The following is an 11,788-nucleotide window of genomic DNA, read 5'->3' as shown; positions in this document are numbered from 1 at the left end:
CAGCGCGGCTGGCTGCCCCAGAGTCGGGCCGGCCACCTCATCGAGCTCTCTCCGCGGGCGCGGGGCAAGCTCGACCGCCGGGCTCGCTGCGTCGGCGACATCGATCCGGATGAGGGCGTTTCGCCCGCAGCTGCCACGCGAGGCGGCCGCGACCGGAGAGACCAGGATGAACCAGGTGACCCTCGCTCCAAGGACGTTGTTCCAGGACCGCTACGAGATCCTCTCCTCGCCCTGGGAGACCCCCCACGCCGCGTTCTACCACGGGCGGCAGATCGCGGGTGGGCAGCCCGTCGTCCTCGAGGTCGTACACATCCTCCCGGAGGGGGTCTCCGGGGGCATCGCGCGACGCCGCCGCGCGCGCTTCCTGCGGGAGATGGGCCGCTGCGCGCGGCTCCAACATCCCAACATCGTCCGGCTCATCGACGCGGGACAGACGGACGAGGGGCAGCTCTATACCGTGTTCGAGCGCTCGCCCGGGCAGAGCCTGGCCGAGCTGCTGTCGGTCCGCGGCGCGCTCGATCCGCAGGAGGCGCGACGCCTGATGAGGCAGGTCCTCGACGCGCTGGGCTGCGCGCACCGGCAGGGCATCGTCCACGGGGACGTCAGGCCGGCCCACGTGATGGTCGTGCCCTCGGGGGCAGAGCGGAGCGCGCTGCTGTTCGGCTTCGGCTTCGCCGCGGTCGCCGCCGGAGCGCGCGGCGGAGAGGGCGGAGAGGACGGAGCGCGCGTCTCCGGCACCGAGTTCGTCGGCGCGCAGGCCTACGCGGCGCCCGAGCAGCGCCGGGGGTTCGCGCCGATAGCGCGCTCGGACCTGTACGCGTGGGGGCTCGTGTTCCTCGAGTGCCTCACGGGCAGGCGGGCAGCCTGCGGAATGTCTCCAGATGGAGACGCTCTCACGCCGGAAGGCGGCGAGCCCGGCCGGATCCCGCGCGCGCTCCTCGATCACCCGCTCGGGGCCATCTTGCGACGGGCGACGATCGAGGATGTCGCGGCGCGGGCCGACACGGCGGACGGTCTGCTGTACGAGCTCGACGCCTGTGAGGTGGCCGGGCTCCGCCGGGAGGACCTGATCCCGGACGCCGCACCGAGCGGCGCCGGGGCGAGGCGAGAGGAGGCCGCCGGTCGCGCCCTGAGCGCCTCGGGACGGGACGCGGCGATCCACCCTGACGACCTGGGCGCGCCCGGGACCTCCGGCGAGGAGCCCTGGCGCACGCTCGCCGAGGTCCCGGACAGCCCGGCATCCAGCGGGCAAGCGCGCGACGCCGTGCCTCTCCGGACCGGTGATGCGGGGGCGCCGGCGGAGCCCATCGCGGGCCGCATGCACCTGAAGGCCGGCGACGTCCTCAAGCACTACGAGATCATTCGCAAGCTGGGCCGGGGCGGCATGGGGGTCGTGTACCTGGCCCGCGACACGAGGCTCGGCCGCCTGGTCGCGATCAAGCTCCTCCGCCGTTACACCGGGCAGACGGTCGAGCGCTTCCTGGACGAGGCGCGGGCCACAGCGCGCTGCAGGCACGAAAACATCGTCGTCATCCACGAGGTCGACGAGATCCTTGGATGTCCCTACCTCGTGCTCGAGTACATCAAGGGCCGCTCGCTGCGCGAATGGATGGCCCAGCTCGAGCAACCCAGCGCGCCCGGGTCGCCGGCCGCCCAGTTACCGCCTGGCCCGAGGGCGGCCAGCACCGTGATCAACGTCATGGTGCCTGTCGTTCGCGCGCTGGTCTGCGCGCACGACCTCGGGATCGTGCACCGCGATCTCAAGCCGGAGAACATCCGCATGGACGACGCCGGGTGCATCAAGGTGCTCGACTTCGGCCTCGCCAAGCGGATCGACGCGTGCGTGGTCGCCTCGGTCAGGAGCGCGCGGGTGGCGCTCGCCGGAGACGCCGGCGGGCACCGGAAGAGCGCGATCGTCGGCACGCCGGGGTACATGTCACCCGAGCAATTGCAGGGCAGCGACGTGGATTGTCGCACCGACCTCTGGGCCGTGGGCATCCTGCTCTACGAGCTGCTCACGGGGGAGCACCCGCTGCACCCGTTCTCGTACGCGCGGCTCTCGGCCGTCGTCGACGTCGATGTCCCCATGCCCAGCCTGAGCGGGAGGCGCCCGGACGTGGGCGCGCTCGGCGCCCTCGTGGACCGCTGCCTGAAGAAGCGCAAGGCCGAGCGCATCGGCTCGGCCAGGGAGCTCCTCGCCGAGCTCGAGGCGCTCCTGCCCGGCCGGAGGGCGCTCCAGCTGGGCGAGGACGAGAGCCCGTTCGCCGGCCTGTCCGCCTTCCAGGAGGCGGACGCCGCGCGCTTCTTCGGCCGCGATAGGGACATCGCCGCCATGACGAAGCGGGTGCGGAGCCAGCCGCTCCTCGTCATCGCCGGCCCCTCCGGGGCGGGCAAGTCGTCGTTCGTGCGCGCGGGCGTGATCCCCGCCTTGAAGGGAGCCGAAGGCCACTGGGAGGCGTTCATCCTGCGGCCGGGGCGCCGTCCGCTCTCCGCGCTCGCCGATGTGCTCGTGCAGGTCGCCGAGGCGGAGTCCACGCCTTTGGCGACGGCGGGGAGAGGGGCAGCGACGGGCGCTCCCGAGCTCCCCGATCATGACGCGCTGGTCGCCACCTTGCGCACCCAGCCAGGCGTCCTTGGCGCCCGGCTGCGCGCGCGCTGTCGCCATGAAGGGAGGAGGCGCCGCATCGTGCTCTTCGTCGACCAGCTCGAGGAGCTCTATACGCTCGGCGCCCCCTCCGAGGAGCTGGCGGCGTTCGTCGCCTGTCTGGAGGGCGCGGCCGACGACGCGTCGTCGCCCCTGCGCGTCCTGCTCGCCGTCCGCTCGGACTTCCTCGAGCGCGTGGCCGAGGACCGCAACTTCATGACCGACGTCACCCACGGGCTCTGGTTCCTGCGGCCCATGGGGCGCGATGGCCTGCGCGAGGCCCTGACGCGGCCGCTCGAGGCGGCCGGGGTTCGCTTCGAGACCGCCGAGATGATCGAGCACATGCTGGGCACGCTGGAGGGCACGCGGAGCCCGCTCCCGCTCTTGCAGTTCACGGCCGCGAAGCTGTGGGAGGCGCGAGATCGCGAGCGCCGGCTGCTGACGCGGGACAGCTATGAGCGCCTCGGCGGCGTCGCCGGCGCGCTGTCCGCCCACGCGGACGCGGTGCTCTCGTCGCTGCCGTCGCGCGAGCAGCGGCTGGCCCGGGCGGTGCTCCTGCGCCTGGTCACGCCCGAGCGCACGCGCGCGGTGGTGAGCCTGGACGAGCTCCGCGAGGCAGCGCAGGACGGCGAGGGCGCAGCCGGCGACGCGGTCGTGCAGGTGGTCCAGCGCCTTTCGGGCGCGCGGCTCCTGCACATCGAGGCTGGCAGCGACGAGGCCGGAGGAGCGCGCGACCGCACGACGGTGGAGCTGGTCCACGAATCCTTGATCGACAGGTGGCCCAAGCTCGGCCAGTGGCTCGCCGAGAGCGAGCAAGACGCGCAGTTCCTGGCCCGGCTGCGCGCCGCGGCCCAGCAGTGGAAGGCGAGCGGTGAGGCCGAGGGGCTGCTCTGGCGCGACCGCGCGGCGGAGGATGCGAGGGCGTGGCACGAGCGCCGTCGCGCCGACCGGGGAGCCGATTGGCACGTCGGGCTCGGCAAGCGCGAGGAGCGATACCTGCTGGCCGTCGTGGGCCTGGTCGAGCACGCGCGGCGTCTGCGCCGGCGGCTCGCCGTCGGAACGGTCGTCGCGCTGAGCACGATCGCGGTCATCGTGTCGTGCCTGGCGATCCGTGCCAATCAGCAGGCAACGCGCGCCAATCAGCAGGCCATGCGCGCCGACCAGGAGGCGGCTCGCGCGCTGGTCGAAGCCCGGGAGGCGCGCAACGCGACCCGCATGGCCACAGCGCGCGAGCTGCAAGCCGATCCCACGACCGTGTTCGCGATCCTGCGCGAGGTCGAGCCGCCCAATGTGCCGCGAGGGTGGGACGTCCTGGAGTGGTCGGCGCTGCACACCGGGATCGCTCGCGCGGTGCTCAGCCATCCCGACTGGGTCACGAACGCGCGCTACAGCCCCGACGGCGAGCGCATCGTCACGGCCTGCTCCGATGGAGCCGCGCGCGTGTGGAACGCCGATGGCACGGGCGAGCCCATCGTCCTTCGTGGTCACGACGATCGGGTCGCTTCGGCCACGTTCAGCCCCGACGGCAAGCGCGTCGTCACCGGGTCGTACGACAGGACCGCGCGCGTGTGGAACGCCGATGGCACGGGCACGCCCGTCGTCCTCCGGGGTCACGACGACCGGCTCAATTCTGCAGCGTTCAGCCCCGACGGCAAGCGCGTCGTCACCGGGTCGTACGACAGGACCGCGCGCGTGTGGAACGCCGATGGCACGGGCACGCCCGTCGTCCTCCGGGGTCACGACGATCCGGTCACTTCGGTCGCGTTCAGCCCCGACGGCAAGCGCGTCGTCACCGCGTCGTACGACAGGACCGCGCGCGTGTGGAACGCCGATGGCACGGGCGCGCCCGTGGTCCTCCGGGGTCACGACGACCGGCTCAATTCTGCGGCGTTCAGCCCCAACGGCAAGCGCGTCGTCACCGCATCCTGGGACGAGACGGCGCGGGTGCAGAACGCCGACGGCACCGGCGCGCCGGTGGTCCTCCGGGGTCACGACGAGGTGATCTATTCGGCCGCGTTCAGCCCCGATGGCAAGCGCATCGTCACCGGGTCCTGGGACAAGACCGCGCGCGTGTGGAGCGCTGACGGCGCCGGTGCGCCCATCATCCTTCGGGGTCATGAGGAGGGTATCGCTTCCGCGGCGTTTGGCCCCGACGGCAAGCGCATCGTCACCGGGTCCTGGGACAAGACCGCGCGCGTGTGGAGCGCTGACGGCGCCGGTGCGCCCATCATCCTTCGGGGCCACGGGAAGGGGGTGCTGGGGGCGGCGTTCAGCCCTGACGGCAGGCGTATCGTGTCGGCGTCGTATGAAAAGACCGCGCGCGTGTGGAACGCCGACGGTACAGGCACGCCCGTGGTCCTGCGCGGTCACCTGCGCGATGTCCGTTCGGCGGCGTTCAGTCCCGACGGCAAGCGCGTCGTCACCGCGTCGTGGGACAAGACCGCGCGCGTGTGGAACGCCGACGGCACAGGCACGCCCGTGGTCCTCCGCGGTCACCAGAGCGAGGTCTACTCGGCGGCGTTCAGCCCCGACGGCAAGCGCATCGTCACCGCGTCCTGGGACAAGACCGCGCGCGTGTGGAACGCTGACGGCACAGGCGCGCCCATCATCCTTCGGGGCCACGAGAATCGGGTCGAAGCGGCGGCGTTCAGCCCCGACGGCAAGCGCATCGTCACCGCGTCCTGGGACAAGACCGCGCGGGTATGGAATGCCGATGGCACCGGCGCGCCCATCATTCTTCGGGGCCATGAGGGCCAGATCCGTTCGGCGGCGTTCAGTCCCGACGGCAAGCGCATCGTCACCGCGTCCTATGACAAGATCGCACGGGTATGGAATGCCGATGGCACGGGCGAGCCGCTGGTGCTTCATGGCCACGAGCATTGGGTCCTGGGGGCAGCGTTCAGCCCCGACGGGAGACGCATCGTCACTGGGTCCCAGGACAAGACCGTGCGGGTGTGGAACGCCGACGGCTCGGGCGAGCCACTGGTCCTGCGCGTCTCCGACTCTCCGGTCAACGCCGCGGCCTTCAGCCCGGATGGCAAGCGCATCGTCACCGCGTCCGACGACAAGCTCGTGCGGGTCTGGACCGACCTCGAGCCGCTCCGCGGCGTCGACGACCCGAAGCTGTGGACCGCGACCACCTACTGCATGCCCGTCGAGCGGAGGATAGAGCTCCTTCGCGTGCCCGAGCCCATGGCCCGAGCGAACCGGGACGCCTGCCTGCGCCGCGTCGAGGAGGCCCGCGCCGCTACCCCGGAGACCCGACCAGAACCAGCTGTCCGTCCGAGCGACTCAGCCGACCGGTGATGCCCAACCTGGGTCGGGTCGCCCCGCGCGATCGAGCCTGTGCCATCGAGAGCATCGCGGCCAGGAGGCTTGAGCCGCCAAGCCGCGATGCCCGAGGCGCCAGAGTAACCGCGCTACGCTGCGCGTGCGCGCCCCGGCCTTCAGGCCACCAGGCGGAAGCGGGAGAGCGGCATGCCGTACACCCGCTGCGACCCCTGCACGTCGACTTCCGTGATCTCGAGCTCGGGGTTCCCCACGCCGCCGCAGAAATAGTGCATCACCGACCTGGGGTCGTAGGCCGTGAGGTTGATGGTCTGCGACGTATCCTCCCGGAAGCATTCGGGCGGAGCGCCGCTCCGGATGTGCTCATGCCGGAAGCCGAGGACATGACCCAGCTCGTGCCGGAGCACGCCGACGGGGTTGAACCCGAGCGAGGGCGAGAAATAGGAGGGATTGATCAGGATCTGCCTTCTCCCGACCGGGTCGTTCGGGAAGAAGGCCGCGGCGATGAAATCCCCGCCGGAGAGGTTGAGCCGCACCGGGAACACGACCTCCGCGGGGCGGCTCGTGCTCCCGTCGAGCTCGGCGACATGGTGGAACGACACGCCGCAGGTCTCCTCCCAGTCGCGCGTGGCCGTCAGCATGTTGGCGCGCACCGTCGCGTACTGGCTCTCGTCACGGAAGGTCGCCCTGAGCACGCAGTACGTGATCACGAACCCCGGACGCCAGCGCACCGGCCTGCCGTTCTGCAGGATGCCGACCAGCCCCTCCCCTCCGGGGCCGGCGTCCAGGTTCGGCGGCTCCACGTTGGCGGCGTGAGGCACGTAGTCGGCGAGCTGCTCCTCTTCGAGCAGGAGGTCGCCCTCCGCGACATACATCAGCTTCCCATCGAGCTCGAACGTGGGGAGCCTCGTCTTGAGCTCCCCTACCTTCTGCGCGATGGCCGGATCGGTGATGGCCATGGCGATTCTCCTTGGCCCGGAGCACCCGGGCTCTTGGGTGATGGTTCTGGTTCCTATCGCGTGAGACCGCGGATCACCTCCTGAAGGTGTCCGGGCAGCTCAAGGAAGAGCGCGCGGCTGAGCGGGTCGGCGCTCTCGGGCGCGGAGCCGCGGACGAGCGCGTCGATGAGCAGCTCCTCGCGCGAGCCGAGCGTGTCTCCCCGCACGAGGTAGAGCGTTTGACCTTCGATCTCGATGCGATAGCGCTCCTCGGTGAGGCGGAAGCGCTCGGACCGGTCGAGGAGCGCCCGCAGCTCGGGGTGAGCCTCCAGCAACGAGGGTTGCGGCGGCTCCCCGGCCAGATCGCTTTCATATCGACCCCGGCGCGGCCTCATGGCAGCGGCACCACGATCGCATTGTTCCAGCCGCACACGAACAACCTCGGTTCGAATGCGAGCGCGTCAACCCGCAGCTCGTACACGGCGGGGAACACGCCGGGCAGCGTCAGGTCGACCTCGAACAGCGGACCAGCGCCGAGCGTCACCGGCTCTCCGGAAGGGCTGGACGCGACGAACCGCACCTCGCCCGGTTGATCCAGGGCGAAGAACGCGCGCAGCCCCGCGGCCTTGAGCGCCGACGCCGGCCGGGCTGCCCGCACCGTGATCGCCTCGGCGAAGGACAGCCGTCCTTCCAGGCGCGACACGGAGACCGACCCCATGTGCTGGACAGACACCTTCACGGTATCGCCGGGCTTCGCCTCGTTCCGCGCGGGCCACACCAGGGTGGCCCCCGCCTGCCGCCTGCGGTCGAGGAACGCCGATTCCACCGTATCGAGCAGGAAGCTCGAGAAATGTCGGGCCTCCGGGGACAGCGTGGCCGGCAGCTCGCTCCGCGCCTTCCAGGCCTTCTCTCGCAGCGCCTGGTCGTGCTCGTCGAGCGGGTCGAACGCGGTCGGCGCGGTGCACAGGAAGTCGAACAGCGGCTCCACGTTCGCCGCGCGGAAGAGGACGGGCGACGACCAGCTCGGCGGGTACGGCTTCTGCGCGAACATCTCCTCGCGTCCCGCCCGCACGGCCCGCTCGACGTCGCCCGGGCTCTGCTTGAGCAGGCTGAGGACGAACGCCTGGAGGAAGCGCTCGGCGTCCGCCACCTCCAGCCGGTGACGCATCCCGATCGCGCACTGGACGCCGGACTCGCCGTGGATCAGCGAGTGCGCCACGTTCTGGTTGCCGCGCATCCACTGCGGCAGCCGCTCGCGCAGCGCCTCGCCCGCCGCGGTCATGCAGCCCGCGAGCACCACGACCGGCACGGGCCGGTTCAGGAGCTCGCTCCGGAGCTGATCGGCGCGGATCGGGTTGGCGAAGTCGCTGCCGTCGAGCTCGAACAGGAGGACGCCGATCGGGGGGAACCCCTCGAACCCGACCTCCTGGAGGTCGCCGTGCCCCAGGTAAACGAGGAGATCGTAGCGCGCTTTGCGCAGCTCGGCGCGGAAGGCGTCGTAGGTGACGGGCCCGCCTGCGCCCGCCTCGCTGCTCAGCACCGTGACCTCCACGACGTCGGCGAGCCCGCACCCGCGCGCGATCGCGACGATGCGATCGCGGATGGGCAGCACGGGCGGCACGTCCCCGCCGAGGTCCTTCGGGTTCGTGCGGACGAGGAGCACGCGGAAAGGCCAGCTCCAGCGCAGCGCCTGCGGCGCGGCCACCCCGCGGTGGCGCTTGTACGAGTGGACGATCCCCCGTACAAAGGGGTGCAGCGCGAGCCGGTCGGCGTCGAGCTTGAGCAGCTCGAAGGGGACGTCGTGCAGGTACGGAAGCACCGCCGGGTGCGGCCGGAAGACGATCCGGAAGGGCTGAGTCGCCGCGTTCACCGCGGTGCCCAGGTGGCCGCGGAGATCGCTCTGGAGCAGCCAGCCGGTGACCTGCTCGGCCAGGGACTCGATCATCTGCTCCGACCCGTAGCCGCTCCGCAGCTCGTCGAGCTCCGCGGGCGGGAAGCTCGGAAAGGGCCGTTCGAGCTCGTCATCGATGGGCGCGAGGTGGAAGGCGTGGACGCACAGCCGCAGGTGCGAGCCCCCTCCAGGCTCGATGTCGACGACGAACTCGGGGTTTCTCATGGCTCCGTGTCCTCGGACAGCGATTGCTCGAGCGCCTCATCGAGGGCGGCCTGCCGCTGGCCCTCGCGCTCGATGAGGCCCTTGCCCGGGAACTCGAGCCCGAGCGCCGCGTAGCGGGCCTCCAGCATCTTCGCCGCGTCGAGCAGGTCGCGGGAGCACGAGAGATCGGCGGTCACCTGCGCCGGCGTGAGCGGCACGTCGCCCTCCCGGATTTGCCCCGCGCTGAGCGTCGGCCACGTGGGAGAGCGCCGCGCGTCGTCGCCCTGCCGGGTGAACTGCCGGCCGAAGCGGTGCCGGAGGAACAGGACGACGGGCGTCAGGAGGGGGCGCTGCGACGCCGCCATCATCGCGTCCTCCACGTCGAGCGACGCCGCGAGCCGCTCGTAGAACGCGCGCCAGAACTCGCGGCACACGCGGGGATGCATGGGACCGAGCTGGGCGGCGATCGTGGGGCCATCGCCGCTCTGGTGGCCGAAGCGCGCGAACGCGTGGTACACGGTGGGCATGCCGCCGTAGCCCACGCGAGGCGTCTCCGGCGGGGTGAGCGAGAGGATCGTCGCGCTCGACCCGCGCAGCATGGCGGTGAGCTCCAGGGGCGAGAGCGTGTCGTCCTTGTCCCCCGAGAACTCGAGGAGGCCCTCCAGGCCGAGCGGCGCCACGCCGTCGGCCACCACGTGGATCACCTCGAACCCCGCCTGGATCGCCGCGGAGAGCGCGTTGCGCGCGTCGTCCTCCTCGATCCAGGAGACCTCGATGCTGGAGCCCAGGCCCTCCAGCGCCTCGGAGAGCGAGGCGGGCGCGCCGCCGGTCGGGTCGACCACGGCGACGCGCAGCGGCTGTCCCTCCCGCAGGGAGAGCGGCGGCACGACCCGTCCCGGGATCCCCCGCACGATCGAGAGAAACGGCGGGCGGCGCACGCCGAGGAAGAGGATCTCCCAGGGAAGCTCCTCGAGCTCGGGCGACTCGGCCGACCACCAGATGCGCAGCCGCCGGGGCGCGTGCGGCCGGAGCCGCAGGATCGCCCGGAGCCCGCGGGAGATCGACCTGATGAGGCGGCGACGCAGATCGAGCAGGCCCTCCTCGCCCCCGTAAAAGATGCTCAGATACTCGGCGTAGCTGAGCCAGGCGACGGAGATCTCTTCATGGCCGATGAGCGGCAGCCCCGCCATCTCGGGCGGCGGCGGCGCGCCGCCCGGCTCGACCGCGCCGGGGTCCCCGAGCAGCAGAGAGGAGATATCGAGCTTCGTGTAGATCCACGCGTGGTAGCGCCGGCACACGCGGCGGCCGGTCGCGCGCGGCGTGACCGGCTCCGCGGGATAGAGCGGGGCGATGCGGACGAGGATCTCTGGATATCGAGAGAGCTGCGCGCTCGGCCTCGTGGTCATCCGCCATCTCCGGCGAAGTCGACCGACCGCGCGATCCGCGCATAGGACGCGGCGCGCTGCGGCGACAGCGACGCCGCGCCCGCCAGCATCGGCGGCCGCGGGATCGCGGCGAAGAACTCCATCGATCGCCGCTGGACGGCGCCGAGCTCGACCGGCGACGGCGCCGAGGCGACCACGAGCTGCGCCGCGACCGGCACGAGGCGGTAAGGGAAATACGAGGGTTTGTCCGGCGCCGGGCGGAGCTCACCGCTCCTGAGGAAGCGCGCGAGCGCGTCTGCCCGCTTCACGTCGGCCGAGACGTCCGGGTGGAGCTCCCTGAGCGCACGACCGCCGAGCGCGTCCAGCTTCCTCTCCAGGAACGTGCCCGCGATCGCGCCGAGGTCTCCGAGGAACGGCGCGACCCAGGCCGGCGCGGGCAGCGCCCGCCAGTCCTGCTCCATCTGGTCGGCCGCGCCGGCGAGCGCCGCGACCCCGAGCCGCCGCAGCAGCGCACCGAGCAGCGGGACGCGGATCATCGGGTGCGGGTGAGGATCGTGCCGGTCAAGCTCGCGTTGCTGGCTGCCGGGCGCGAGCACGAGCTGCAGCGACGCGAGCGCCAGCGCGAAGCCGGCGTTGCCGAGGAGGACACCGATCGCGTCGGCGAGGATCTCCCGGGTCCAGCCGAACCAGATCTCCTGCCGGTCGGGCGGGATCTCCCCGTCGGTGCCGAGGAGCAGCGCCCTGGTCAGCTCGTTCGAGAGCGCCAGATCCTGATCGACGTTGTGGCCGACCTCGTGGCAGAGCGTGACCAGGAGCCAGGCGCACTCGGTCTGATCGGCCGGCAGGAGCACGATCGGTATCGGCAGCCGGAGGTCGCGGTAGCTCCGGAGCGAGCTGCGGAGGGCGCGAAGCGGGTTCTGGCGGCTCACGGCGACCGGCCCGTAGTGCGCCTCCAGGCAGACCAGCGGCGGCTCGCGCATCCCCTCGCGGGGGACGAGGCCCCAGTTGCGCGCCTTGTTCATGCACACCTGGTAACACTCGGCGGCCACGAGGTCGGCCGCGTCGAGCGGGGGGGCGAGCGCCGGCTGCTCCCGCTGCGCGAGCGTCTGAGAAAAGATGTTCCACACCCCGTGCGCGCCCGCAATCTCGACGAGGAGCTTGCCGAAGCCATCCGCGAAGTCGGCGTCGGACAGGTCCGCTCCGAGCCGCTCCAGAATGCCTCTCTGGCGCTGGATCAGCTCGTTCATGAGGATCTTCAGCGCCAGCACCTGGCTCGCGTGGATGCCGAAACCTCGCGTGTTCGCCGCGGCGGCCGACTCGTATCGCGCGACGTCGCGCGGGAGCACGTCGATCCGGCGCTGGAGCTCGGCGGTCGCCCTGGCACGCAGAGTGGACACGGCTCCTCCTCTCCAGGTCTGCTTAACGGCGCAGGGCAGGA

Annotated in this window: 6 protein-coding genes; 1 reads left to right on the top strand and 5 read right to left on the bottom strand. The window is 71.8% G+C overall.

Going from position 1 to position 11,788, the window contains the following annotated elements; translation table 11 throughout:
- Nucleotides 1-166: 166 nt before the first annotated feature.
- Nucleotides 167-5,950, top strand: coding sequence for an nSTAND1 domain-containing NTPase (locus WMF22_RS04110; protein WP_438034908.1), 5,784 nt, complete (start codon nt 167-169; stop codon nt 5,948-5,950).
- A 140-nt stretch (nt 5,951-6,090) separates the two neighbouring features.
- On the opposite strand, the gene WMF22_RS04105 is transcribed toward WMF22_RS04110, so the two are convergent.
- From WMF22_RS04105 to WMF22_RS04085, 5 genes are read right to left on the bottom strand one after another with little or no spacing between them, the layout of a single operon-like run.
- Nucleotides 6,091-6,891 (bottom strand): matrixin family metalloprotease, encoded by an 801-nt coding sequence (locus WMF22_RS04105; RefSeq protein WP_437297807.1) that lies wholly within the window; start codon nt 6,889-6,891, stop codon nt 6,091-6,093.
- Nucleotides 6,892-6,944: 53 nt separating this feature from the next.
- Complete coding sequence (locus tag WMF22_RS04100; protein WP_437297806.1) at nt 6,945-7,265, bottom strand: hypothetical protein; 321 nt, start codon at nt 7,263-7,265, stop codon at nt 6,945-6,947.
- Nucleotides 7,262-8,986: a CHAT domain-containing protein gene (locus WMF22_RS04095; RefSeq protein ID WP_438034907.1), complete on the bottom strand. Its 1,725-nt coding sequence runs from the start codon at nt 8,984-8,986 to the stop codon at nt 7,262-7,264. Before WMF22_RS04095 ends, WMF22_RS04100 begins: the two co-directional genes overlap by 4 nt.
- The gene (locus WMF22_RS04090; RefSeq protein ID WP_438034906.1) at nt 8,983-10,371 is read right to left on the bottom strand and encodes a hypothetical protein; all 1,389 of its coding nucleotides are present in this window, start codon (nt 10,369-10,371) and stop codon (nt 8,983-8,985) included. The genes WMF22_RS04095 and WMF22_RS04090 overlap by 4 nt, the downstream gene beginning before the upstream one ends.
- Nucleotides 10,368-11,747, bottom strand: coding sequence for a hypothetical protein (locus WMF22_RS04085; protein WP_438034905.1), 1,380 nt, complete (start codon nt 11,745-11,747; stop codon nt 10,368-10,370). The genes WMF22_RS04090 and WMF22_RS04085 overlap by 4 nt, the downstream gene beginning before the upstream one ends.
- Between the last annotated feature and the right edge of the window lie 41 nt (nt 11,748-11,788).

Origin of the sequence: Sorangium sp. So ce204 (assembly GCF_051526795.1) — a bacterium.
In the GTDB taxonomy this organism is placed as follows: Bacteria; Myxococcota_A; Polyangia; order Polyangiales; family Polyangiaceae; genus Sorangium; species Sorangium cellulosum_B.
The sequence above is the reverse complement of the archived record's forward strand: the minus strand, read 5'-3'. Positions and strand labels throughout refer to the sequence as shown.

What these genes read in the sequence shown, in the direction of transcription:
- WMF22_RS04095 (WP_438034907.1), bottom strand. Translation starts at nt 8,986, where the DNA reads ATGAGAAACCCCGAGTTCGTCGTCGACATCGAGCCTGGAGGGGGCTCG.
- WMF22_RS04105 (WP_437297807.1), bottom strand. Translation starts at nt 6,891, where the DNA reads ATGGCCATCACCGATCCGGCCATCGCGCAGAAGGTAGGGGAGCTCAAG.
- WMF22_RS04110 (WP_438034908.1), top strand. Translation starts at nt 167, where the DNA reads ATGAACCAGGTGACCCTCGCTCCAAGGACGTTGTTCCAGGACCGCTAC.
- WMF22_RS04090 (WP_438034906.1), bottom strand. Translation starts at nt 10,371, where the DNA reads ATGACCACGAGGCCGAGCGCGCAGCTCTCTCGATATCCAGAGATCCTC.
- WMF22_RS04100 (WP_437297806.1), bottom strand. Translation starts at nt 7,265, where the DNA reads ATGAGGCCGCGCCGGGGTCGATATGAAAGCGATCTGGCCGGGGAGCCG.